The sequence below is a fragment of the Streptomyces canus genome, from assembly GCF_030816965.1.
Classification (GTDB): domain Bacteria; phylum Actinomycetota; class Actinomycetes; order Streptomycetales; family Streptomycetaceae; genus Streptomyces; species Streptomyces canus_E.
The window spans coordinates 9,546,879-9,570,357 of the sequence record NZ_JAUSYQ010000002.1 but is presented as its reverse complement, the minus strand read 5'-3'; the positions used below and the strand labels follow the sequence as shown (position 1 = coordinate 9,570,357).

Genomic DNA, 23,479 nt, shown 5'->3' with positions numbered 1-23,479 from the left:
TTCGATTGGATTCGGCTAGCCTCCATGTGTACGAAACGGTTTCGTTTATGACCGGGTAGAACCGGCCGACTTTCCCTGGAGTTGTCCCCATGTCCCAGAAGACTCTGACCGAGAGCGGGCAGGAGGGCGCCGTCGAGGCGCCGACCGCCGCTTCGGCCAAGCGATGGTGGATTCTCGCCGTCGTCGCGCTCGCCCAGCTGATGGTGGTTCTGGACGCCACCATCGTGAACATCGCCCTGCCCTCGGCCCAGGCCGACCTCGGTTTCTCCGACGGCAACCGGCAGTGGATCGTCACGGCCTACGCCCTGGCGTTCGCCTCCCTGCTCCTGCTCGGCGGGCGGATAGCCGACCTCTTCGGCCGCAAGACGGCCTTCCTCATCGGTGTCGTCGGCTTCGCGGCCGTCTCCGCGCTCGGCGGTGCCGCCACCAACTTCGAGATGCTGGTCACCGCCCGCGCCCTGCAGGGCGCCTTCGGCGCACTCCTCGCGCCGGCCGCGCTGTCCCTGCTCAACACGACGTTCACCGACGCCCGCGAGCGGGCCCGGGCGTTCAGCGTGTACGGCGCCATCGCCGGTGCCGGCGGTGCGGTGGGTCTGCTGCTCGGCGGCGTCCTGACCGACGCGCTCGACTGGCGCTGGACCCTGTACGTCAACGTCGTCATCGCCGTCGTCGCCTTCGCCGGCGGCTGGCTGCTGCTGCACAACCACCGTGACGCCGCGAACTCCAAGCTCGACGTGCCCGGGACGCTGCTGGTCGCCGCCGGTCTCTTCTCCCTGGTGTACGGCTTCTCCAACGCCGAGACGCACGACTGGAGTTCTCCCGAGACCTGGGGCTTCCTGGTCGCGGGCGGTGCGCTGCTGGCCGCCTTCACCTGGTGGCAGACCCGTGCCGCGCACCCGCTGCTGCCCCTGCGCATCCTGCTGGACCGCAACCGGGCGGCCTCCTTCCTGGCCGTGCTGATCTCCGGCGGCGGCATGTTCGGTGTCTTCCTCTTCCTCACCTACTACCTCCAGCTGAACCTGGGCTTCAGCCCGACCAGGACGGGTGCGGCCTTCCTGCCGATGGTCGCCGCCCTGATGGTGGCGGCCCAGGTCAGCACCACGATGCTGGTTCCCCGGATCGGACCGAAGGTGGTCATCCCGGTGGGCTTCGCGGTCGCCGCGGTCGGCATGGCCTGGCTGACCGGGATCGGCGTCGGCTCCAGCTACCTGTCCGCCGTACTGCCGCAGCTGATCGTGACCGGCTTCGGCCTCGGCCTGGTCATGCCCCCGGCCATGCAGCTGGCCACCGGCGGGGTCGCGGCCGAGGACGCCGGAGTGGCCTCGGCCACCGTCAACGCCATGCAGCAGGTGGGCGGTTCGATCGGCACCGCGCTGCTGAACACGCTGGCCGCGAGCGCCGCCACCGGCTACCTGGCCGGAAAGGACCCGACGAACAAGCTGGTCCAGGCCCGGGCGACGGTCGAGAGCTACACCACCGCCTTCTGGTGGTCGGCCGGCCTCTTCGCCGTCGGCGCGCTGATCACCTTCCTGCTCTTCCGGCGCGGGGTGCCGGAGCAGGACGCGGACGCCGCACCCGTCGTCCACATGTAACAACCGCAGCAGGAGCCGTTTGGTCCGAGGGGCCGCCGTCAGCAGGGAGACGGCGGCCCCTCTCGCGTTCTCCGCCAGGCGCCGGCGACGCGGTGCGCCCGGCCTGTGGCCGAGAGCGACGCCCTGACAGGACGGCCGGCGTTGGAGGCGGGCGTCCGTGGGTACCCACAGGTCCATGCGGATAAGCGTGGTGGATGTGGGGTCGAACACGGTCCGGCTGGTGGTGGCGGACGCCGAGGGCGGGGTGCCACTGCCGGTGCACACGGCGAAGTGGCGGCTGAGACTGTCGGATCATGTACGGCCGGGCGGACCGGTGCCCGAGGAGGCCGTGGAGCGGCTGGTGGAGGCGGTGGAAGAGGCGAGTCGGACCGCCGCCAAGTGGGGTGCGGCCGGTCCGCTCGCCTTCGCGACCGCCGTCGTGCGGTCCGCGCCGAACCGTCAGGAGGTGCTGCGCACCGTCCGTACCCGGACCGGCGTCGGGCTGTACACCCTGCCGGGCGAGGTGGAGGCGGAGCTCACGTTCCTCGGGGCGCGGCGCTGGATGGGCTGGCGCGCGGGGCCGCTCGCGCTGTTCGACATCGGCGGTGGGTCGCTCGAAGTCGCCTTCGGACGCGGCCGGTTGCCGGACTACGTGGCCTCGCTGCCCCTGGGCGCGGGCCGGCTGACCCATGAGTTCTTCGAGGGGCAGGACCCGCCGCCCCCGGAGGCGGTGCGGGCACTGCGCCGCAAGGTCCGACACCAGCTGCGGGACGTGGCGTCGCGGATCCGCTGGGAGGGACCGCGCACCGCCGTGGCCACCTCGCGCACCTTCGAGCAGCTGGGGCGGCTGTGCGGAACTCCGCCCGGCCGCCGCGGCCCGTTCGTGGAGCGGCGGATGCACCGCGCCGACCTGCGGGAGGCCATCGAGGCTCTGGCCGCCCTCCCGGCCGCGCGGCGGGCCGAACTGCCCGGCATCTCCGCGCCGCGCGCCGCGCAGAGCCTGGCCGGTGCGGTGGTCGGGCACACGGCGATGAAACTCACCGGCATCAGGACCGTCACCATCTGCCCCTGGGCGATCCGTGAGGGGGTCCTGCTGCGGCACATCGAGGACGGCGCCTCCTGGTGGGCCGAGATCGCCCGCCGCAACGAGGAGCACACCTCTCCCCCGGAGCCGGTCCCCCTGCGCATCGCGACCGCCACGACCTGAACGAAGAGAAGGAAGAAAGAGGAGACAGCCGTGCCGGAGAAGAAGCAGAAGCCGGACACCGCCCTGGACGAGGTCCTGCACGAGTTCGAGGACGCCGAGAAGCGCGTCCAGGACCCCGACGGAAGGCGCGGGCACACGGGTGAGGCCGCTGACGCCATCACCCCCAACACCCGGGCCCAGGAGGAGTCCGAGGGCGAGTGACCCGTCGGCGGCGCGCCCCGCGGCGTGCCGCCGGCGACGGCATCCCCGGCCCCACTCCAGGCAGGCGGGTGACCTCCCGCTTCACGGGTACCCGGGGCGCATGGATCACGACCGCCAGGAACCGCCGCTGCCGCCGCCCCGGGGCCCGGTCTCCGCCGCCGTCCAGGAGTATCTGCTCGGTGCCGGACCGCTGCCGCGTCACGAGACCGTCGCAGGCGCGGACGTGTACGGCGACGACCTCCAGCTCGCCCTGTACATCTGCTACGAACTGCACTACCGCGGCTTCTCGGGCGTCTCCTCCGACCACGAGTGGGACCCCGGGCTGCTGCGCACCAGGGCGGCCCTGGAACACCGCTTCCTGTCCGCCCTGCGCACGGACACCCCTGCCCACGACAGCGTCGAGGACGCGCTCGCCGGGCTCCTCGTGGAGCCGGTCGACGGCACGGGACTCAGCCATTTCCTGAGCAAGGAGGGCGAACTGTGGCACGTACGCGAATACGCGGCCCAGCGCTCGCTCTACCACCTCAAGGAGGCCGACCCGCACGCGTGGGTGCTGCCCCGGCTGTGGGGCCGGGCCAAGGCGGGCATGGCGGCGGTGGAGTTCGACGAGTTCGGCGGCGGCCGCCCCGACCGCGTCCACGCCCGCCTGTTCGCCGACCTGATGACGGACCTGGGCCTGGACACGACGTATGGGTACTACCTGGAGGCGGCCTGCGCGGAGATGCTCGCGACGGTGAACCTCATGTCCCTGCTGGGCCTGCACCGCAGCCTGCGCGGAGCTCTCGTGGGCCACTTCGCAGCGGTCGAGATCACCTCCTCGCCCGGCTCCCGGCGACTCGCCGAGGCGATGCGCCGCACCGGCGCGGGACCGGCCGCCGAGCACTTCTACGACGAGCATGTCGAGGCCGACGCCGTCCACGAACAGGTCGTACGCCACGAGGTCATCGGCGGTCTGCTGGCCGAGGAACCGCACCTCGCCCCCGATGTCGCCTTCGGTATCGACGTCACCGGACTTGTCGAGGACCGTCTCGCCGAGCGCCTTCTGCGCGACTGGACGGACGGACGCTCGTCGCTGCGCACACCCACACTTTCCGAAATCCACCATATTTCCTGAATGTCGGGGTACTTGGGCAGCGTGAGATCACTGATTCCCCCTCTGACTCTTCCTGGCGTCTACACCCCCCAGGAGGACACCGCACTGCTGGCCGGGGCCCTGTCCGAAGAACCGCTGCCGCCGGGCGCGGACGTTCTGGACGTGGGCACCGGGACCGGTGCCCTCGCTCTTCAGGCGGCGCGCCGGGGCAGCCGGGTGACCGCGGTCGACGTGTCGTGGCGGGCGGTGTGCACGGCCCGGGCGAACGCCTGGCTGACGGGTGCGCGGGTCCGCGTCCGGCGCGGGAACCTCTTCCACCCCGTGCGGGACCAGTCGTTCGACCTCATCCTGACCAATCCGCCGTACGTGCCGGCACCGACGAACCTCCGGCCGCCGCACGGAAGGGCGCGGGCCTGGGACGCGGGCCACGACGGGCGCTTCGTGCTGGACCGCGTCTGCCGTGAGGCGCCCGCCCTCCTGCGCCCCGGAGGGGTGCTGCTGATCGTGCACTCCGAACTGAGCGACTCCGGACGGACGGTGGGGCATCTGCGCGCGGCGGGCCTCAAGGCCGCCGTGACCCGCCGTCGCCGCATCGCGTTCGGACCGGTGCTGCGCACCCGGGAGGCCTGGCTGCGCGAGCGCGGCCTGCTGCCCGCCGACGCCGCCCACGACGAAAAGGAAGAGCTGGTGGTCGTCCGTGCCGAACTCCCCCTCTGACTCCGACCGACCGCGCCGCATCCGGGTCCAGCACCGGGGCCCGCTGCTCGTGGAGGGCCCCGTGGAAGTGGAGCTGGAGGACGGCAGCACCGTCATCTCCGACCGCTTCCGGGTGGCCCTGTGCACCTGTCGGCGCAGTCGCCGCTATCCGTGGTGCGACACCAGCCACCGGGAGCGGACCCGCTCTTAGACGAGAAGTCAACGCAATTGACAGAAGTTCACCAGGTCGAGTGAAGCAGATCTTGCGGACCCCGCTGGGTGGATGCTCCACGCCGCTGCGGGGTAACTACCGAGATCGAATGCGTCCCTCGCCGAGGTGGAGCGGCCATGACGCCGGAGTCCGACGACCGCGCTCCCGAAACGCCCGCGGCGAACCCGTATGCCCGCACCCGGGTGAACGGCGGGTTCACGGTGGTGGAGGCCGTCGGCGAGATCGACCTCGCGACGGCGGGCCTCCTCGCGGAGCATCTGGACGCGGCGACCGCGACCGATCGGCCCGATGTGCTGGTCGACCTGCGGCAGGTGGAGTTCTTCGACTGCTCGGGCCTGCGGGTGCTGTGCCGCGCCGAGTCCCGGGCGCGGGCGCGGGGCGGGCGGCTGCGATTGGTCACCGACGGGCCGCACCTGCACCGGCTGCTGCGTGCCTCCGGCCTGTGGCGCCGCTTCCCACCGCTCCTCGAGTTCCCCAGGTTCCCGGAGTTCCCGGAGAAGGCGTGACCCGAGGGGCCGGCGGACGGCCCCACTCCGTCCGCCGGCCCTCGGTGCGGGATCACGGGGTTCCGTGAGAGGGGCGGCACTCCCCAACTGCGGGCCCCTCGGGCAGTCACGGGCACCACGCGACCCCGGTCTCTCAGAACGCGAAGACGCTCGTCTCGTAGGAGCTCTTCACGCACTCGTTGGCGAAGGTGCGTTCGTAGGAGACCCGCTTGCCCCGCCATACGCCGTCGACCGTGACCACCACGGGGTCGTACTCCTTGGTGCACAGGGCGTCGGATCTGGCCCCGAGAGCGTCGAAGTCCCCTCCCGCGGCCCGCAGTTCGGCGCAGGCCAGGGGCGCTGCCGGATGGGTGCCCGACGGGGTCGGGGCGCAGGTCAGCGTCACGGCCCGTTCCGGGGTGACGGTGGCGGCACTGTCGCCGTGGCCGAGGGTGAGCACGAGGGCCGAGGGAGCGTAGAGGCCCGAGGCGGCGGCCGGTTCGGCGAGGGCGGCCCCGGTCAGGGGCCCGCAGACGGCGGTGGCCGTGAGGCCGAGGGTCGCTGCCCAGCGCGCGGTGTTCCGCATTGTGTGCATCCTTCCGCTGGATTCGAGGGTGTGCCCTCCGACTCGGTCGGTGCCGGAGCGGCGAGCGCGAGTCTGCCGAGTCCTGGCCCGAACTTCACATCGACCCCACAGCTTTCAGTAACCTTGCGTGTTGAATCAGTGGCGTGAAGTCACGTCATCCGAACAGCTGAGCCCTTCAACCGGGCGGTTCTTGATCGTCCGATCCGGCCGGATGGCCTGAACACCCCGCCTGGGCAATAGGCCTGAAACATTCCGCTTCCGCCGTCAGCGCAGCCCGTCCCAGCCGCTTGCATTCCCGGAGCTCTGGAGTAATCGTGATTACATGATTACTGACGAGCAACGAGAGAAGCTGCGCGGCTGGTTCACCGGCCGGTTGCCCGACGACCTCTTCGAGGCCCTGGCCGAGGTGGTCGTCGACCGCGAGGAGATCACCGTGATCGGCCGTATCCCCGGCCCCCGGCTCGCCGAGGACGTCTCGGCCGCCGAGCGGGAGGCGGCCGTACAGGGCAGGATCCAGGAGTTCCGGGAGCGCACCCGGGACGAACGCATCGAGGTCGCCCGCGAGGCCGAGCACAAGTTCCGCCGGAAGGTGTCCTGGGGAGTGGAGTGCGACGGCGAGCGCGTCCTGTTCACACACGTGGCCGCGCCCGTCATGACCCGGCTGCGCCAGCCCGAGCGCCAGGTCCTGGACACCCTGATCGCCGGCGGGGTCGCCCGCAGCCGCAGCGATGCCCTGGCCTGGTGCGTCCGGCTGGTCCAGCGGCACACCGACGACTGGCTCGCCGAGCTGCGGGACTCCCTGGAACACGTCCAGCGGGTGCGGGACCGGGGGCCGGACACCGAGGAGGTGGCCGGTACCTCCACCGGAGACCAGGAAGACGGATGAAACGTCCACCGGCTGGGGTGCTTAGGCGGGCCGTACCGTCGGCACACCCCAGCGGGACGGCAACCGCGCGGCGGCCGTCACTGGTTCGCGCACGGCTGGAACTGGCGGGGCATGACCAATCCTGACGCTGCTGCGGGTCCTCCCCGAACCGCGGGCCGTGTACGGGCCCGCGGGCGGGCGGCCGGTCCGCACGGTCGAGGTGCCGGTGCCGCCGATCACCGGGCGGGGGCGGTGCCGGTGCCCTCGGCTACATTGCGGGCATGACCAACTTCGTACTGGTGGCGGGCGCGAGGCTCGGCGCCTCGGCGTGGGACGAGGTCGCGGCCGAGCTGCGCGCGGCCGGGCACGAACCCCGTCCGCTGACGTTGTCGGGCCTCGCCGAGAAGCGGGACGTGCCCGCGGGACAGCAGACACATGTGCGGGACATCGTCGACGAGGTGGAGCGGCTGGACCTGCGCGAGGTGGTGCTGGTCGGGCACAGCTACTCCGGCATACCCGTGGGACAGGCCGCCGAGCGGATCGGTGACCGGCTCGCGCGGGTGGTGTTCGTGGACTCCAGCGTGCCCGTCGACGGGGAGTCGTTCCTGTCCGGATGGCCGAGCGACCACGTCCGCAAGGCGATCGACGAGAGCGACGGCGTCTGGCTGCCCGCGGGCCCGGAGCACTACGCCGACCAGGGCCTGACGGACGAACAGATCGCCCGGATCATCGACCGCTCGTCCCCGCACCCGGGCGCGACGCTCACCGAGCCCGCCGTCCTCACGCGTCCCCTGGGCGAGCTTCGGGCGACCTACGTCAAGTGCCTCCTCGACGACGAGGAGCCGATGCCCGTCGTGGCCGAGCTGCTCAAGAGCGAGCACTGGGAGCTCGTCGAGATGCACACCGGCCACTGGCCGATGTTCTCCCAGCCGCGCGAACTGGCCCGGATTCTCGCCGAGTCCGTTTCGACCCCGGCCCTCCCCTCCTGACCAGTGTCCGCCCGCGGATATCGTCGGCGCACCCGACGACGAGAGGCGGTTCGGACGGATGGCCAAGCACTGGGCGGACTTCCAGTACGAGATCTACCTGGGCGGGATGTCGGGTGCGGTGCCACGGCTGCCCACCGACCTGACCCGGCTGGAGGAGCTCACCGAGCAGCGCCTCGGTCCCGGGCCGGTGGGCTATGTCACGGGCAGTGCGGGCGACGGCAGTACGGCGCGAGCGAACCGGGCGGCGCTGGAGCGGCGCCGGATCGTCCCGCGCATGCTGCGGGACGTCCACGAACGCGACCTGTCCGTCGAGGTGTTGGGGCGTGCCCTGCCCGCCCCGCTGGCGCTGGCGCCGGTCGGCGTCCTGTCGATCATGCACCCGGACGCGGAGTCGGCGGCGGCCCGGGCGGCGGCCGCACAGGGCGTGCCGTACATCCTGTCGTCCGCCTCCAGCACGCCGATGGAGCAGGTCGCCGAGGCGATGGGGGACGCCGAGCGCTGGTTCCAGCTGTACTGGCCGAAGGACCCGCGGGTGGCGCTGAGCTTCCTGAACCGGGCCAAGGCTGCCGGCTTCACGGCCCTGGTCGTCACCCTGGACACTCCGCTGCTGTCCTGGCGGCCCCGCGATCTCGACCAGGCGTATCTGCCGTTCCTGCACGGCGTGGGCACCGCCAACTACTTCTCCGACCCGGCCTTCCAGGCGGGTCTGGCCAAGCCGGTGCACGAGGACCCCAACGCGGCCGTGCTGCACTTCGTCGGCATGTTCGCGGACCCCGGCAAGACCTGGCCCGACCTCGCGTTCCTGCGGGAGAGCTGGGACGGGCCCATCGTCCTCAAGGGCGTACTGCACCCGGACGACGCCCGCCTCGCCGCCGACGCCGGGATGGACGGGGTCGTGGTGTCCAACCACGGCGGCCGCCAGGTGGCCGGGTCGGTCGCGGCGGCCGACGCACTGCCGCGGGTGGTGGAGGCGGTCGGTGACCGGCTCACGGTCCTCTTCGACAGCGGCATCCGCACCGGGGACGACGTCTTCAAGGCCCTCGCGCTCGGCGCCCGGGCGGTGCTCCTCGGGCGGCCGTACGTCTACGGCCTCGGCCTGGACGGACAGGCGGGCGTCGAGCACGTGATCCGCTGTCTGCTCGCGGAGCTGGACCTCACGCTCGCGCTCTGCGGACACGCGACACCGGCGACGGTCGGCCCCGACGACCTCCTGGAGGGCCCCGCCTGAGGGGAGGCCTCCGTGAGCGGAGGCCTCCCTGGTCCTAGATCCGGTCCGTGAGCTCCGCAGGCCGGGCCTGCGGGGCCTCGCTCCCGGTGACCGACAGTGAGCCGGGCCCGGCGCTGGAGACCGGGCCGGTCAGCCAGCGCTGCTGGTCCGAGTGGTCGCGGACCTTGACGACGACGTCGGCACCCGGGTCCTCGGTGGTGGAGGCGAGGGATAGCCGCTCGTCCCAGCGGGGCAGTAACTCCCCCTGCACCGTGAGGTCGTAGCGCACGTCGTCGGCCCGCTTCGTCTTCTCCCCCGCGCAGGTGCCGAGGATGACCACGCCCGCGTCCCCGCGCGAGTCCAGACACAGCTCCGGATCCGCCTCGCTGCGCAGCAGACCGTCCTTCTCGTACGACCACTGCTGGGTCCGCTCGGTCGAGCAGGCCGCCAGTTCGGTGCCGGCGCCCTCCTTCACCGTGCCCCGGACATCCAGGCAGAGGCCGGCGGCGGCGTTGCGCAGCCGGGTCACCGCCGGTGCGGTGGGCAGCTGGGCGGTGCCGGGCGTCGGCGTGTCGGCGCCCGGGGCCGTGTTGCCGCCTGCGGCGCTGGTGGAGGCGGCCGGGTCGGCGCCGCCGTCGTGCGACCACAGCCCGGCGGCGAGCATGGCCGCGAGGAGGCCGGCGGAGGTGAGGCCCACTCCGGTGAGCAGCGTCCGTGAGGACCGCAGGCCCCCGCCCTCGCCGGGAGCGCGGCGGCCGGGAGTGGGGATGCGCGCGAGGATGCGGCGGCGTTCCGCGCTGTGCCGGCCGGTGCCCCGGCTGCGGCTCTCCGTCTGGGGCGTACGCCCGGCGCGCAGTTCGAGATAGCGACGGGCACCCCAACCGAGCACCGCCTCGGCGATCAGCACACCCAAGCCGCCCTCGAAATGGCTCAGTTGTTCCGCGGCGGAACGGCAGTAGCGGCACTCCGCGAGATGCTGCTGGACATCCGGCAGCAGGGCTCCGCCGCGACGAATCGGAACGTCGAGGAGCCGGTTGTAGAAGCGGCAATCCTTGGTCGGCGCGAGTTCCCGATGGGCATGTACACATCCTTCGCGGAATTTTTCACGCGCCTGTTCGAGCGCCGCCGACGCGGTGTCGGTGGCCATGCCGAGGAGTGCGGCGGGCACGACAATCGACTCCGCCTCCACCTCGGTGTGCCACAGCAGGCAGCGGGCGAGTCCGGGAAGGGACTGGAATGACCGCTCGGCGAGCTTGCGATTTTCGGGGGTCATGGACTTCGCGGCCCGCATACCGCGGCCGCCGTTCGGTTTCACCAGGTCCGGCAGAACATCGGTGATCCGGTCCTCGGCCGTCCACTCCCTGACCGTGTCCCGCACGGCCACGAGGGTTCTGGGGCGCAGCGCGAGGGCCGGTTCGCCGAGCGCCAGCCGGTCCAGGACCTGGTGGAAGGCGGCCGCGGCCACCATGGAGGCGGTCTCGGACGGCGAGGCGAGGCAGATGACCGCGTACTCGTGCGCCGGTTTCCAGTGGCGCGCCATGAGGAGCGCGACGGCCTGGGCGGCCTCGCCGTCGGGACGGCCCCTGAGCCGGGCGGCGAAATCCTCGTCGGATTCTCCGGAGGCACCGCCGGGCGGCGGGTAAGGAGGGAGCGGTGGGTGGGGGGTTGGCACTGAGCGGTTTCCTTCCCACAGACATGGGACTCACAGAAGTTCTCGTTGCCGAAAAGAAGTGCCGAACGGGGCATCCCTTTTGGGCGCGGGCGTGGGAAGCACGAATTCGCCGACGCCCCTCCACCCCGGTTCCCCACGGGACGAATGCGACCCGGCCCTTGCCCCCCACATGGGTGGTTCACCCTTGCACAAGTCACTCACGGCCAACAAGGGCACCTGAGCAACATCCGCGCCAATTGCGAGATAGCCGGAGGGAGCCGCAACTGCGTGCGCTCGCACCGGCTTTCGACATTTCATGCGCCCCGTGTGAAACACGCGCACGCGCCGGAGCGCCACGCACGCTCCCCCCGGGTGGCCACCGGTGGTCCACTGGAGGCGGCCCTTCCAGGAGGCCCCGCGCAGGACGGCGGCTCTCCCGCGCGAAACCCCGGCCGCCGACCCCCTCCTCCCGCCCTCGGTCGGCGGCCCCGGGGGCGGGACGGCCGGTGTCCTGCCCGGCACCCCGATCCGGCTCAGGATCGGCCGCCGGCCTCAGATCTGCCAGGAGCGCAGCCGGTCCGCCGCCCCGTAGACGTCGGTCTTGCCGGAGATCAGATCGCGGGCGAGGTCGACGAGGGCGCCGTAGGGCGGGTCGATGCCGACGCCGCTGACGAACATGTAGGCCACAGCCGTGGCGCAGGCGAAGCGGGCGTTGGCCGACGGTAAGGGCTTGAGCAGGGCCAGGGTGTGCAGAAGGGCGGCGGCGCGCCAGGCGGGGTCGGAGTCGACGCCCAGACGGGGCGGGTCGACGCGATGCCGGGCGACGGCGGCGACGAGGGCCGAGAAGTCGTTGATCGTGGGCTGGTCGGGCAGGACCTCTTCGTGCCGCTGAAGCAGCCAGGGCACGTCGATGTGGACGACGGAAGCCATCGGTCAGGCGACCCGTCCCGCGCCCCTGGCGGACGGTTCGTCCTCCGGGAAGGCGGCGGCGAACTCGTCGGCGTGGGCGGAGAAGAACCGCCGGAACGCTTCCGCACCTTCCTGCAGGGCCCGGTGCCGGGCGATGTCGGCCGCGGCGGCCTCCCGCACGAGGGCCTTCATCGACGTACCGCGCTCCTTGGCGATCTGGCGCAGGTCCTCTAGCTCGCGATCGCTGAACTCCACGTTGAGAGCTGGCATGCCTTCACGGTACCGCGCGGGTACTCAACCGTAAATATCCGCAGGTCAAGTCACCAGTCGAGCGGTACCGAAGAGGTGCGAGCACCGTGTCCGATTCCCGCCGGACACGGGACGACGGGCGTCCCACACTCGAAGGCGAGGAGGAAACGACATGACCGTCACCCCCGACGTGGCCGCCGCCCGGGTCGCCGAGACCGACTGGGCCGCCCTCGCCGCCGAGTTGGACGCGCACGGCTGCGCCCCGACGGCACCGCTGCTGACGCCCGCCGAGTGCCGTGACCTGACAGCGCTGTACGAGAAGCCGGAACTCTTCCGGACCACCGTGGACATGGCACGCCACCGCTTCGGATCGGGTGAGTACCGCTACTTCACCCACGACCTGCCCGCCCCGGTGTCCGCCCTGCGCGCCGCGCTCTATCCCCGCCTGCTGCCCGTCGCCCGTGACTGGGCGGCCCGTCTCGGACGCCCGGCACCGTGGCCGGACTGCCTGGAGGAGTGGCTGGAGCGCTGCCACGCGGCCGGGCAGGACCGTGCGGCGCAGATCCTGCTGCGCTACACGCAGGGCGACTGGAACGCGCTGCACCGGGACGTCTTCGGCGACCTGGTCTTTCCGCTGCAGGTGGTGGTCGGCCTCGACGAGTACGGCACCGACTACACCGGCGGCGAGTTCCTGATGGTCGAGCAGCGCCCCCGGGCCCAGTCCCGGGGCACGGCGACCGTCCTCCCCCGGGGCCACGGTGTGGTCTTCACGACCCGGGACCGGCCCGTGCGCAGCAGGCGCGGCTGGTCGGCCGGGGCGATGCGGCACGGGGTGAGCGTCGTGCGCTCCGGCCGGCGGCACGCGCTCGGGATCGTCTTCCACGACGCGTCCTAGCCGCCCCGCCCCGGCCTCGGTGAGGCGTGGGTCACATTCCGGCCGTCGGATGTCACATTCCGGCGCGCTGAAGGCCTCGCAGTGGTGAGCGCGCCACTGGGAGGCCACACGAGATGTCCGAGATTCCCGTTCCCGACGCCCAAGAGACGACCGGTGTCTTCGTCGAGCACCGGGAACTGCTGTTCGGCGTCGTCTACAACATGCTGGGCAGCGTCACCGACACCGAGGACGTGCTCCAGGACACCTGGCTGTCGTGGTCACGCCGGGGCGCCGGAGGGATCGACAACCCACGTGCCTATCTGGTCCGGATCACCGTCAACCACGCGCTCCAGCGGCGGGCCGTGGTCAACCGCCGCCGCGAGACGTATGTCGGCCCGTGGCTGCCCGAGCCCCTGCTGACCGACGAGGCGAGCGCCGACGACCCCGCGCTGCGCACCGAGTCCGTGTCGCTGGCGATGCTGGTGGTCCTGGAGTCGCTGTCCCCGCTGGAGCGCGCGGTGTTCGTGCTGCACGAGGTGTTCGGCTACCCCCACGCCGAGATCGCGGAGATCATCGACCGCACCCCGGCCGCCGTACGGCAGTTGGCGCACCGCGCGCGGGCCCCTGTGCACGCCCGCCGCCCGCTGTACGAGGCCCGTCCCCAGGTCCGCCGGGAGGCGACCGAGCGGTTCGTGCGGGCCGCCGTCGGCGGGGACATCGCGGAGCTGATGGAGATCCTCGCGCCGGACGTGACGGTGTGGACGGACGGCGGCGGCATGCGCAAGCAGGCCCTGCGCCCGGTGCACGGCCGGGAGAAGGCGGCCCGGCTGCTCAACGGGTACGCGAGGCAGGGCGGGGCGCAGGCCCTGGGCCTGGAGGTCCGCCACCGGCGCGGCAACGGCGACGACGCGGCCGTGCTGTTCGAGCACGACTCGCCGTACGCGGTGATCGTCCTGGACCTCACACCGGAGGGCGACCGGGACTCGAACCTCTTCGTCGTGACCAATCCCGACAAGCTCACGCATGTGCAGAAGGAGGAGGCGTGACTGCTGTGGAACGCCCGGCGGAGCCGGAGAAGGGCGAGCGGCTGTCCGGCTGGCTCGACGGACGGCTCGGCACCCGCACGCTCGGCGCGAAGTACCTGCGCAAGGTCTTCCCGGACCACTGGTCCTTCCTGCTCGGCGAGATCTGTCTGTACAGCTTCGTCGTGCTGATCCTGACCGGGGTGTGGCTGACCCTGTTCTTCCATCCGTCGATGAACGAGGTGACGTACCACGGCAGTTACACGCCGCTGAACGGCGTGCGGATGTCGGAGGCGTACGCCTCGACGCTGGACATCAGCTTCGACGTGCGCGGCGGGCTGCTGATCCGGCAGCTGCACCACTGGTCGGCCCTGATCTTCGTCGCCGCGATGCTCACGCACATGATGCGGCACTTCTTCACGGGCTCGTTCCGCAAGCCGCGCGAGGTCAACTGGCTGTTCGGCTGGGCACTGCTGTTCCTGGGCCTGTTCGAGGGCCTCTTCGGCTACTCGCTGCCGGACGACCTGCTGTCGGGCACGGGCATGAGGTTCGTCTACGGCGCCACCCTGTCGGTGCCGGTCGTCGGGACGTATCTCTCGCTGTTCCTGTTCGGCGGCGAGTTCCCGGGCCATGACATCGTGGCCCGCTTCTACTCGCTGCACATCCTGGTGATCCCCGGCATCATGGCGGCGCTCGTGGTGGCCCACCTGATCCTGGTCGTCTACCACAAGCACACCCAGTTCGCGGGCCCCGGAAAGACCGAACGCAACGTGGTGGGGACACCGTTCTTCCCGGTGTACCTGGCGAAGGCGGGCGGGTTCTTCTTCCTCGTGTTCGGGGCGCTCACGCTGATCGCGGCCGTGGCGTCCATCAACCCTGTCTGGTCGTACGGCCCTTACCGCGCCGACCAGGTCTCCACGGGCGCCCAGCCCGACTGGTACCTGGGGTTCGCGGAGGGGCTGGTGCGGGTGATGCCGGGGTGGGAGGTGACCCTGTGGGGCCACACGCTGATCCTCGGAGTCCTGATACCGGTCGTGATCTTCCCGCTGCTGCTGGTCTTCATCGGCGTCTACCCGTTCCTGGAGGCCCGGTTCACCAAGGACACGCGGGAACACCACCTCCTTGACCGCCCGCGCAACAGGCCGGTCCGTACGGCGATCGGCGCGTCCTGGATCAGCCTGTACCTGATCCTGCTGGCGGGCGGCGGCAACGACATCGTGGCGACCCGGCTCCATCTGTCGATCAACACGGTGACGTGGGCCGTGCGGATCGGCGTGCTCGTGGTCCCGGCGCTCGTCTTCGTCGCCACCCGGCGGATCTGCCTGGGTCTCCAGCTGCGGGACCGGGAGCTGGTGCTGCACGGCCGGGAGACCGGTGTGATCAAGCGGCTGCCGCACGGTGAGTACGTCGAGGTGCACCAGCCGCTCGATCAGGCCCGGCTCCACACGCTCACCGCGCACGAGCGGCCCGGTGAGCTGGTGGAGCACGCGAACGTCAGCCTTGATCCGCCACGAAGGACGCCATCCGGGTCAGAGCGGAGTTCCAGTTGATGGTGTGCTCGTTGGTCGACCAGGACTGGATGTCGTCGATATAGCAGAACTGGCCGACACAACCCTGGAGTTTGCTCTGTGCGTAGGGGTCCTGGATGCCCGAGTTCGGCCCGCCGGCGAGAGTGCCCTTCGGCGGGTTCGGCATGCTCGGGTCGAGCTGGTGGGCGTACCAACGGGCGTGTTGGTTGTGGGAGTTGACCTCGCCGTAGCCGGTGACGTAGGAGATGTTCAGCGCGTTTCGCCCGAAGATGTAGTCGATGCCCTGGAGAGCGCCGTCACGGTACTTCGTGGCGCCCGTGATGTCGTAGGCGGTGGCGATGACGATCCCGTTGTGCAGGATCTGGTGGTTGGAGCCCCAGTCGTAGAGGTTGCCTTCCGGGGCGTACGGCATGCCGTACGGGTGGGCCTTCAGGGTGGCCAGGTAGCGGTCGGCGCCCTTGACGACCGACTGCCGCACCGTGTCCCGGCCGGGCAGCCTGCTCGGCACGGTCGCCAGGTCCAGGCGGGCCGCCGCGGCCGTGCGCGCCCAGTCGTAGCCGACGGGGGTGAAGATGTCGGCGGTGTGGACCGGCGAGGCGAGCACGTGGTCCTGGAACGCCTTCTCCCCCGTGGTGAGATACAGCTCGGCCGCGGCCCAGTAGAACTCGTCGGTGACGTTGTTGTCGGCGTAGGTGCCGCCTCCGGTGCCGTCGCTCTCCGAGGCGTACAGGTCAGGGTGGGCGAGTGCCGCGGTCCAGGCCTTGCGGGCGGCCGCCAGGGCCTTCGCCGCGAACGCCTTGTCGTACGGCTTGTACAGGCGGGCGGCCTGCGCGGCGGTCGCGGCCAGGTTCAGGGTCGCGGCGGTGGACGCCGGGTGCAGTTCACGCTTTTGCGGGTCGTCGCTCGGCATGAGCGGCAGGCCGGTCCACTGCTCGTCGTGGACCTTGTGGTGGGCCATCCCGGCCAGCGGCTGCCCGTCCGGTACCTGCATCCTGAGCAGGAAGTCCAGCTCCCAGCGGGCCTCGTCGAGGATGTCGGGCACCTTGTTGCCGCTCTCGGGGATGGCGAGGGTGCCGTCGCCGAGCTTCGCGGGCTCTCCGGTGCGGGCCAGCAGCTCGCGCTCGTACGTGCTCAGCACCTCCCAGGTGGAGATGCCGCCGTTCACCACGTACTTGCCGTGGTCGCCGGCGTCGTACCAGCCGCCGGTGACGTCGAGGGTGTAGTCGCACACCCCCGGCTGGCAGGGCACGTCCTTGTCGCCCTGGTTGGGGGCCGTGTTCACGTGCCCGGCGGCGCGTCCGTAGCCCGGGCGCAGGTCGTCGCGGATCGCGATGCCGCTGCGCTGGGTGTAGTAGTACTTCGCCGCGTCGAGCCGGAGCTGTTCGTAGGCACCCGTGCCGATGTCGAAGGGCCGGCTGGCCTCGCCGTCCGCGACCAGGGTGAGACCCGCGCCGCGCTTCTTGTAGGCGCCGAAGTCGATGGAGTGGACGTTCTGCCCGGAGGAGACGTCGGTGCCGCGCGGCACGGTCCAGCCGTGGGCGACGACAGTGCCGGAGGCGCTCTTCAACTGCCAGGGCAGCTTCGCCGTGGCGTCGGTGACCAGGGTGGCGTTCTTCGGCCCGGCGGGCAGATAGGCGACCTGGTTCACGCGCACGCGCGGTCCGGTGTCGGGCTCGTACACCTCGGGCGGGACCCCGCCCAGCAGGGACACATCGTCCATGCAGAAGCGGAACGGGTCGGCGCTGCCGCCGAGTTGGAAGCCGACCTGGCCCTGGGCGGTGTCGACGGGCGAGGTGAACGTGTAGGAGTAGGAGTTTCCGGAGACGCTCAGCTGAGGGCTCACCTCGAAGTAGGTGTCGTAGGGCGCCACTTGCAGTCCTACGATCGCCCGCAGGACGTGCCCTTCGGGCGAACCGTTCGCGGTGAAGGAGAACTTGTACGACTGCCCCTTCACGAGGGAGACGTCGTTCTGGCCGACGGCGGCGTCCCAGCGGTTGGCGGTGCCACCCGGCACGTCCGCGCACAGCTGTCCGCCGGACAGGCCCGCGGTGACGTTGCTGCTCGTCCACCAGGGCGCGGTGGTGGTGTCGAAGGTGCCGTTCTTGAGCTGCTCGACCTCGTCGGCGGCGGCCGGGGACCCGGGCGAGGCCACAAGTGCCGCTCCCAGCAGGGCGGTCAGGGACAACAGGGCGGTCTTGCGTCTGTTCACGTCCGGTCTCCTCGGGGGAGGTACGGGCGGCGCTCACGATGGGAGCGCTCCCAACTGACGGTCGCAGGCCATGTTTGTTGCAGCCATGACACCTAGTCAACGGTCCGGACGGGACTGGTTTCCCGTCCGGACCGCTGCCGGTGGGGGTCAGCTCCCCGGCACCTCCAGCTTGCTGACGCGTACCGCTCCCCTGGTCTCGCCCGGATAGGCGCTGGTCAGCGTGAGCCGGAGCCGGGAGCCGCGGGCGGCGTCGAAGGTGACCACCGTGGGCTCGTCGGAGGCGGTGGCCCAGGCGACCGAGACGCCCTCGGCCGGCACATACCGCTTCCCGTCCCACACCGCGGCCTGCACGGCGGCAGGCAGGCTGTGGGTCGCGCTCAGCGTGAAGGAGACCTCCGCCCGGTCGAAGGTCCTGGTCCGTCCGAAGTCCACGCAGACCCAGTCCTTTGCCCTCGCCCCGCTGAAGGCGGGCAGCAGGGCGGTGGCGGCCTTGCTGAAGGCGTTGGACCAACCGGTGGCCGGGTCCCCGTCGAGCATGGCGGCCGGGAGGGTGTCCGGGCGTCCGGAGTAACTCGCGTCCACCTGCGGGTAGTTCGGGGGCGCCGGATGGTCGGGGGTGAAGGCGGCCGGCTCGGTGCGGGCGACCGACCGGGACGGGGTGGTACGCACCTTCGCGCTGCCCGCCCGAAGGCCCTGCGCGCTCGCCGTGACCTTCAGGACCCCCGGCTCGGTGCCGGAGCGCACGATCGCGAGGGCCTTTCCGTGAAAGGCGGTCCGGGTGGTGGCCTGGTAGCGCTCGGCGCTCTCCTCGCGGCCGTTGTCGAGACCGGCGAGGGAGCCGCCCGTGACCGCGAAGGAGATCAGGTGCTCGGCGTCGGGCACCACCACACCCCGGGAGTCGACGACGTCCGCCGTGACGAAGGCCAGCGAACGGCCGTCCGCGGCGAGCGACGTGCGGTCGGCGGTGAGGCGTACGGCATGGGGCTTGCCGGCCGTGCGCAGCACGTCGGTGGCGACCACCTTGCCGTTCCTGCGGGCCACGGCCTTCAACTCGCCCGGCGCATAGGGCACCTTCCAGGTCAGATGGAGCTTGCCCGCGCTGCCGTTCGGGCTGGTGTAGCTGCCGGGGTAGGGGCCGTCGGTGAAGGTCGTGTCGTCGCCGGTGGCTTCCGTGGTCTCCAGGTACACCCGGCCGTCCGTGGTCTTCTTGGTGTCGAAGGTCCGGGTGCCGAGGGACGTGCCGTTGAGGAACAGCTCGACGGTGGAGACGTTGGCGTACGCCCACACCTCGACCATGTCGCCCTCCGCGTGGTTCCAGGTCATCGGAAGGAGATGGACCATCGGTTCGTCCACCCACTGGCTGCGGAAGAGGTGGTACATGTCCTTGGGGAAGCCGGCGGTGTCGACCGCGCCGAAGAAGGACGCCTTCACCGGGAAGACGTCGTACGGCGTGGGCTCCCCGATGTAGTCGATGCCCGACCAGAGGAACTGCCCGGCGAACCACTTCCGGTCCCGGTCCTTCTTGTGCCCGTACTCACCGCTCATGGTCCAGGAGGCGAGGTTGTTGTCGTACGACGAGGTCTCCCTCCTGCCCGGCGTGTGGTTCTCGCCGGTGTTGAGGTGCTCGGGCTCCTGGTAGGTGCCGCGGGTCGAGGTCTCGGAGGACGACTCCGACTCGAAGAGGAAGAGGTGCGGGTAGGCGGCGTGCAGCTGGTCCACCGACTTGGCCGTGTTGTAGTTGAGACCGAGCCCGTCCAGCTTGGCCAGCATCAGGTCGGCCGCCGAGCCCTTGGCGGGCAGGCGCCGGTACTTGTCGGAGCCGATGATCAGCGGGCGGGTGTCGTCGACGGCCTTGATCGCGGCGATGATCCGGTCGGCCATGGCGAGTCCGGCACCGGACGTCGAGTCGGGGATCTCGTTGCCGATCGACCACAGCAGCACCGCGGGCGAGTTGCGGGCCGCGAGGACCATCTCGGTCGCGTCCCTCTCGCACCACTCGTCGAAGAACCGGCCGTAGTCGTAGCGCGTCTTGCCGGTGCGCCAGCAGTCGAACGCCTCCACCAGCATCACGATGCCCAGTTCCTCACAGACCTGGATCATCTCCGGGGAGGGCGGGTTGTGGGAGGTGCGGAAGGCGTTGACGCCCATCGACTTCATGATGGTCATCTGTCTGCGGATCGCGTCGATGCTGACGGCCGCGCCGAGGGCACCCAGGTCGTGATGGAGGTCGACGCCCTTGATCTTGTGATGGGTGCCGTTGAGATGGAAACCCTCGTCCGGGTCGAAGCGGAAGGTGCGCAGGCCGAACGGGGTGCGGTACGTGTCGACCAGCTCGCCGTCGCGGCGGAGTTCGGTCTCCAGGGTGTAGCGGTGGGGCTCCGAGATGTCCCACAACCGGGGTTCGGGGACGGTGAGTTCATGGGTCTCCGTCGCCCTCGTCCCGACCGTGATCGTGGTGGCCGTGCGGGCCACGGTCCGGCCCCGGGGGTCCTTGATCCGCGAGCGGATCTCGACCGGCCCCGCCGTGCCGGACTCGTCGACCACCGAGGTCCGCACCCTGACGCGGGCCCGCTCGGCGGTGATCTCCGGCGTGGTGACCTGGGTGCCCCAGCGCTCCACGTGCACCGGATCGGTGACGACCAGGCGCGCCTCGCGGTAGATGCCGCTGCCCGAGTACCAGCGGCTGCTGGGGAGCCGGTTCTGCACCTTGACCGCGATCACGTTCTCGGTGGTGCCGTCGGTGTGGAGCAGGTCGGTGAGGTCGAAGGCGAAGCCGGTGTAGCCGTAGGGGTGACGGCCGGCCTCGGTGCCGTTGCAGTAGACGTACGAGTCCATGTAGACACCGTCGAACTCCACCGAGATCCGCTGGCCGGCGAAGGCGGGCGGCAGGGTGAAGGCGAGGCGGTACCAGCCCAGGCCGCCGGGGAAGAAGCCGGTGCCGCTGGTGGTGCCGTTCTCGGTGGTCGGGGCGAGCTCGATGCTCCAGTCGTGCGGCACCGCGATCTCGCGCCACCCCGAGTCGTCGTACCCAGGGGCCGCGGCGTCCGTGTACTCCCCCGTCGGATCGGTGATCCCGCCCGGGTTGACGAGCGCGAAGCGCCAGCCGTCGCGCAGCGCGACGGTACGGCGGCCGGACGCGCTCCCGGCGGACTCGGCGGCCTGGGCCACCGGCGTGGCCAGAAGCACTCCCGCGGCCGGTGCGGCCGTGGAAGCGAGCAGAACCGATCTGCGAGTGACGGTCATGGCGGCTCTCCCTCATCAGGGCCCAGAAGTACTCACAACTGATCGTGAACACACAGAATCTGACGACGTGCCACTCAGCTCCGTCAAGAGTGCGGAAAGCGCCTTCTGCCCCGGCCGTCCCCTCGCACGGCCCATTCGCCTCCGCGTGCCGCCGCCCCGTACAGGTGGGATCGGCGTTCACCGGCGGGCGGGACGCACTAGGCTGGGACTCGATTTACGCACCTTTCACTGTGCGTAGGCGCGATGGAGTGGCGACGATCGACGATGAGGCCGGTGGATCCGTTCGACGATGCCTCGACCGCACGGGCCGTCATCGACGACCGGGGCGCCGTGGCCAGATGGGGCGTCGGTGCCCGGCGGCTGCTGGGGTACGAGGCCCACGAGGTGCTGGGCCGCCCCGCCGCGGCCCTGCTGGCCGAGCCGGATGCCCTGGCCGCCCTCGTCGGCCCGCGCTGGAGCGGCGATCTCGCTCTGCGGCACCGGGACGGTCGCACGGTCTCCGTCCACCTGCTCGCCCTCCGCAGGCCGCAGCGAGGGGACCGGGCCGACTGGCGGGTCGTCGTCCGGCCCGACCACGCGGAGCTCGACCCGCCGGACGACGTGGTGACCACGGCCGCGCTGGACCAGTCTCCCTGTCCCATGCTGGTCTGCGACGAGCGGCTGCGCGTGCGGTGGATCAACGACCGGATGGCCGAGCTGATCGACCTGCCCGACCACGAGGTCAGGGGCCTGAGGATCACGGACATCGGCGTCCGCCGGGAGAACGCGGAGGTCGAGGAACTCCTCGCCGATGTGCTCGCCACCGGGCGGGCACGCGACATCGAGGGGTACGTCCGTCCCAGCGGCCTCCACCGCGCGGCCGGGACGCTGACCCGGATCGCGCCGCTCACCGACGGCTCGGGACGGGTGCGGGGAGCCTGTCTGACCGGCCACGACTTCACCGAGCACCACCTCGCCCGGGAGCGGCTCCGGCTGGTCAACGAGGCGAGCGTGCAGATCGGCACCACCCTCGACGTCACCCGTACGGCCCAGGAACTGGCGGACGTCTGCATTCCGGCGCTCGCCGACTTCGTGAGCGTCGACCTGCTGGACCGGCAGGAGAGCGGCGAGGCCCCGACCGAGCTCGCGGCGCCGGTCGAACTGCGGCGCGCCGCCCACCATTCCGTGGACCCCGGCAATCCGATGGCCGTGGTGAAGCCCGGGCACACCGAGGTGTATCCCGCCACCTCGCCACAGGCCGACTCTCTGGTGGCGGGCCGCACCATCGTCGCCACGGTGGCGTCCGGGCGCCTGGACCAGTGGCTCAACTGGAACAGAACCCGCGGCGAGCGGGTCAAGGAGTTCGGCGTCCACTCCACGATGTCCGTACCGATCCAGGCCCGCGGCCACACCCTCGGGGTCGCGGTCCTCACTCGCTACCGGCGGCCCGACCCCTTCACCCCGGACGACGTGCTGCTGGCCGAGGAGATCACCGCGCGGGCCGCGGTCTGCATCGACAACGCCCGTCGGTTCTCCCGCGAGCGTGAGACCGCCCTCGCCCTGCAGCGCAGTCTGCTGCCCCGCTCGCTGCCGCGCACGGCCGCCGTGGAGGCGGCGTCGCGTTATCTTCCGGCGGCGCGGGCCGGGGTGGGCGGCGACTGGTTCGACGTGATCCCGCTGTCGGGGATGCGGGTCGCGATGGTCGTCGGGGACGTGGTCGGGCACGGCATCCAGGCCTCGGCGACGATGGGCCGGCTGCGCACCGCCGTCCGCACCCTCGCCGACATCGACCTGGCCCCGGACGAACTGCTCACCCACCTCGACGACCTCGTCGTACGGCTGTCCGCGGAGGCCGGCAACGAGGGCAGCCCCGGCGAGGTCGGGGCCACCTGTCTCTACGCGGTCTACGACCCGGTGTCGCGGCGCTGCACGCTGGCCCGGGCCGGGCATCCGGCGCCCGTGATGCTGACGCCGGGAGGGGCGGCACGCGAGGTGGACCTGCCCGCGGGGCCGCCGCTGGGCCTGGGCGGGCTGCCGTTCGAGTCCGCCGAGCTGGCACTGCCCGAGGGCAGCGTGCTCTCCCTGTTCACGGACGGCCTGATCGAGTCCCGGGAGCGGGACGTGGACGCCGGTCACGCCCTGCTGTGCGAGGCCCTGGCCGTTCCCTCCGACTCCCTGGACGAGACCTGCGACCGGCTGCTGGGCGCGCTGCTCCCGCCCGGCGGCTCCTCGGACGACGTGGCCCTGCTGCTGGCCCGCACCCTGGGCCTGCCCGCCTCCCAGGTGGCGACCTGGGACATCCCGGCCGACCCGGCGCTGGTGGCGCCCGTCCGCAAGCAGGTCGTCCAGCAGCTGGATCGCTGGAACCTGAGCGAGGCGTCGTTCACGGCGGAGCTGGTGGTGAGCGAGCTGGTGACGAACGCGATCCGGTACGGCGCCCGTCCCATCCGGCTGCGGCTCATCCATGACGCGACCACGCTGATCTGCGAGGTCTCCGACACCAACCACACCGCCCCGCACCTGCGGCGCGCCAAGACCTGGGACGAGGGCGGCCGGGGGCTGCTCCTGGTCGCGCAGCTCACCCAGCGCTGGGGCAGCCGCCACACGGCCGAGGGCAAGACGATCTGGGCGGAGATCAGTCTCCTCGGCGAGGAGTGAGCGAACTTTTCCGGGTCGCTGCGC

The 23,479-nt window shown here is 71.3% G+C and carries 20 protein-coding genes and 1 pseudogene; 15 read left to right on the top strand and 6 right to left on the bottom strand.

The genetic code is table 11. The features are described 5' to 3' along the window. Positions 1-89: 89 nt before the first annotated feature. The 7 genes from QF027_RS44705 to QF027_RS44675 all read left to right on the top strand — a co-directional run bounded on the left by QF027_RS44705 (position 90) and on the right by QF027_RS44675 (position 5,506). A complete protein-coding gene (locus tag QF027_RS44705; protein WP_307081219.1) occupies positions 90-1,592 on the top strand; it encodes an MFS transporter in 1,503 nt (500 codons plus the stop codon). Positions 1,593-1,767: 175 nt separating this feature from the next. Further along, positions 1,768-2,778 (top strand): Ppx/GppA phosphatase family protein, encoded by a 1,011-nt coding sequence (locus QF027_RS44700; RefSeq protein ID WP_306973146.1) that lies wholly within the window; start codon positions 1,768-1,770, stop codon positions 2,776-2,778. A 30-nt stretch (positions 2,779-2,808) separates the two neighbouring features. Then, positions 2,809-2,979: a hypothetical protein gene (locus QF027_RS44695; protein ID WP_306973147.1), complete on the top strand. Its 171-nt coding sequence runs from the start codon at positions 2,809-2,811 to the stop codon at positions 2,977-2,979. A gap of 100 nt (positions 2,980-3,079) precedes the next feature. Further along, a complete protein-coding gene (locus tag QF027_RS44690) occupies positions 3,080-4,093 on the top strand; it encodes an iron-containing redox enzyme family protein (RefSeq protein ID WP_307081217.1) in 1,014 nt (337 codons plus the stop codon). After that, positions 4,094-4,789: a HemK2/MTQ2 family protein methyltransferase gene (locus QF027_RS44685; RefSeq protein WP_307081215.1), complete on the top strand. Its 696-nt coding sequence runs from the start codon at positions 4,094-4,096 to the stop codon at positions 4,787-4,789. Beyond that, positions 4,770-4,979 (top strand): CDGSH iron-sulfur domain-containing protein, encoded by a 210-nt coding sequence (locus QF027_RS44680; RefSeq protein WP_306973150.1) that lies wholly within the window; start codon positions 4,770-4,772, stop codon positions 4,977-4,979. The genes QF027_RS44685 and QF027_RS44680 overlap by 20 nt, the downstream gene beginning before the upstream one ends. 137 nt (positions 4,980-5,116) lie before the next feature. Further along, positions 5,117-5,506 carry an STAS domain-containing protein gene (locus QF027_RS44675; RefSeq protein WP_307081213.1) on the top strand — a complete coding sequence of 130 codons (390 nt, stop codon included), beginning with the start codon at positions 5,117-5,119 and terminating at the stop codon, positions 5,504-5,506. Positions 5,507-5,639: 133 nt separating this feature from the next. Here the strand turns inward: QF027_RS44675 and QF027_RS44670 are convergent, their stop codons facing one another. Then, a complete protein-coding gene (locus QF027_RS44670) occupies positions 5,640-6,071 on the bottom strand; it encodes a protease inhibitor (RefSeq protein WP_307081211.1) in 432 nt (143 codons plus the stop codon). A gap of 322 nt (positions 6,072-6,393) precedes the next feature. On the opposite strand from QF027_RS44670, the gene QF027_RS44665 reads away from it, so the two are divergent. From QF027_RS44665 to QF027_RS44650, 4 genes and pseudogenes are all read left to right on the top strand, one after another. Then, the gene (locus tag QF027_RS44665) at positions 6,394-6,957 is read left to right on the top strand and encodes a hypothetical protein (protein WP_307081209.1); all 564 of its coding nucleotides are present in this window, start codon (positions 6,394-6,396) and stop codon (positions 6,955-6,957) included. 57 nt (positions 6,958-7,014) lie between these two features. After that, positions 7,015-7,186 (top strand): annotated as a pseudogene (locus QF027_RS44660) (cytosine permease); the annotation flags it as partial. Between the two features lie 31 nt (positions 7,187-7,217). Continuing rightward, positions 7,218-7,925 (top strand): alpha/beta fold hydrolase, encoded by a 708-nt coding sequence (locus QF027_RS44655; protein WP_306973154.1) that lies wholly within the window; start codon positions 7,218-7,220, stop codon positions 7,923-7,925. Positions 7,926-7,983: 58 nt separating this feature from the next. Continuing rightward, positions 7,984-9,153 (top strand): lactate 2-monooxygenase, encoded by a 1,170-nt coding sequence (locus QF027_RS44650; protein ID WP_307081207.1) that lies wholly within the window; start codon positions 7,984-7,986, stop codon positions 9,151-9,153. Positions 9,154-9,187: 34 nt separating this feature from the next. Here the strand turns inward: QF027_RS44650 and QF027_RS44645 are convergent, their stop codons facing one another. The 3 genes from QF027_RS44645 to QF027_RS44635 form a co-directional block, all read right to left on the bottom strand. Then, a complete protein-coding gene (locus QF027_RS44645; protein ID WP_307081206.1) occupies positions 9,188-10,804 on the bottom strand; it encodes a ricin-type beta-trefoil lectin domain protein in 1,617 nt (538 codons plus the stop codon). Positions 10,805-11,335: 531 nt separating this feature from the next. After that, the gene (locus tag QF027_RS44640) at positions 11,336-11,713 is read right to left on the bottom strand and encodes a hypothetical protein (protein WP_007386606.1); all 378 of its coding nucleotides are present in this window, start codon (positions 11,711-11,713) and stop codon (positions 11,336-11,338) included. A 3-nt stretch (positions 11,714-11,716) separates the two neighbouring features. After that, positions 11,717-11,962, bottom strand: a complete 246-nt coding sequence (locus tag QF027_RS44635) for a hypothetical protein (protein WP_306973157.1) — start codon at positions 11,960-11,962, stop codon at positions 11,717-11,719. Positions 11,963-12,113: 151 nt separating this feature from the next. Between QF027_RS44635 and QF027_RS44630 the strand changes: the two genes are divergently transcribed. The 3 genes from QF027_RS44630 to qcrB all read left to right on the top strand — a co-directional run bounded on the left by QF027_RS44630 (position 12,114) and on the right by qcrB (position 15,387). Then, entirely contained in the window at positions 12,114-12,836 is a 723-nt protein-coding gene (locus tag QF027_RS44630) for a 2OG-Fe(II) oxygenase (protein ID WP_306973158.1), read from the top strand. 113 nt (positions 12,837-12,949) lie between these two features. Further along, complete coding sequence (gene sigJ, locus QF027_RS44625) at positions 12,950-13,861, top strand: RNA polymerase sigma factor SigJ (protein ID WP_307081204.1); 912 nt, start codon at positions 12,950-12,952, stop codon at positions 13,859-13,861. Next, positions 13,858-15,387 (top strand): cytochrome bc1 complex cytochrome b subunit, encoded by a 1,530-nt coding sequence (gene qcrB / locus QF027_RS44620; RefSeq protein WP_306973159.1) that lies wholly within the window; start codon positions 13,858-13,860, stop codon positions 15,385-15,387. The genes sigJ and qcrB overlap by 4 nt, the downstream gene beginning before the upstream one ends. Here the strand turns inward: qcrB and QF027_RS44615 are convergent. Continuing rightward, positions 15,332-17,575: a glycoside hydrolase family 9 protein gene (locus tag QF027_RS44615; RefSeq protein WP_306973160.1), complete on the bottom strand. Its 2,244-nt coding sequence runs from the start codon at positions 17,573-17,575 to the stop codon at positions 15,332-15,334. The genes qcrB and QF027_RS44615 overlap by 56 nt on opposite strands. Before the next feature lie 147 nt (positions 17,576-17,722). Then, positions 17,723-20,818 carry a glycoside hydrolase family 2 TIM barrel-domain containing protein gene (locus QF027_RS44610; RefSeq protein ID WP_307081203.1) on the bottom strand — a complete coding sequence of 1,032 codons (3,096 nt, stop codon included), beginning with the start codon at positions 20,816-20,818 and terminating at the stop codon, positions 17,723-17,725. Positions 20,819-21,082: 264 nt separating this feature from the next. Here QF027_RS44610 and QF027_RS44605 point away from each other — a divergent pair, with 264 nt between their 5' ends. After that, complete coding sequence (locus tag QF027_RS44605) at positions 21,083-23,455, top strand: SpoIIE family protein phosphatase (protein WP_307082711.1); 2,373 nt, start codon at positions 21,083-21,085, stop codon at positions 23,453-23,455. Positions 23,456-23,479: the final 24 nt, after the last annotated feature.